The sequence below is a fragment of the Mesorhizobium sp. WSM4887 genome (assembly GCF_029625865.1).
Lineage (GTDB): Bacteria > Pseudomonadota > Alphaproteobacteria > Rhizobiales > Rhizobiaceae > Mesorhizobium.
The window spans coordinates 1-279 of sequence record NZ_JARTVP010000048.1 but is presented as its reverse complement, the minus strand read 5'-3'; the positions used below and the strand labels follow the sequence as shown (position 1 = coordinate 279).

1 pseudogene is annotated in these 279 nt (G+C 63.4%); it reads right to left on the bottom strand.

Annotated elements, in window-relative coordinates:
• Nucleotides 1-233: pseudogene (locus P9230_RS32270) on the bottom strand (ABC transporter permease); the annotation flags it as partial.
• Nucleotides 234-279: the final 46 nt, after the last annotated feature.

Genomic DNA, 279 nt, shown 5'->3' with positions numbered 1-279 from the left:
ATCCAGGGGCCGCCATCGAGAAGGTAGGCGAGCAGGTACATGACGACGTAATTCAGCATCACCGTCGAAATGATCTCGCTGGTGCCGAACCTGGTTTTCAGTGCGCCGGCCAACAGGCCGAGCACGCCGCCGCCCGCCATTCCGGCCAGCGCGAGTGTGCAGACGGCCAGCCAGCCTGGCAATGGCGCTATCCAGAAACTCACCCAATAGGCGGCCATCGCGCCGGCGAACACCTGCCCCTCCTGGCCGATGTTCCAGATCTTGGCCCTGAATGCGAAC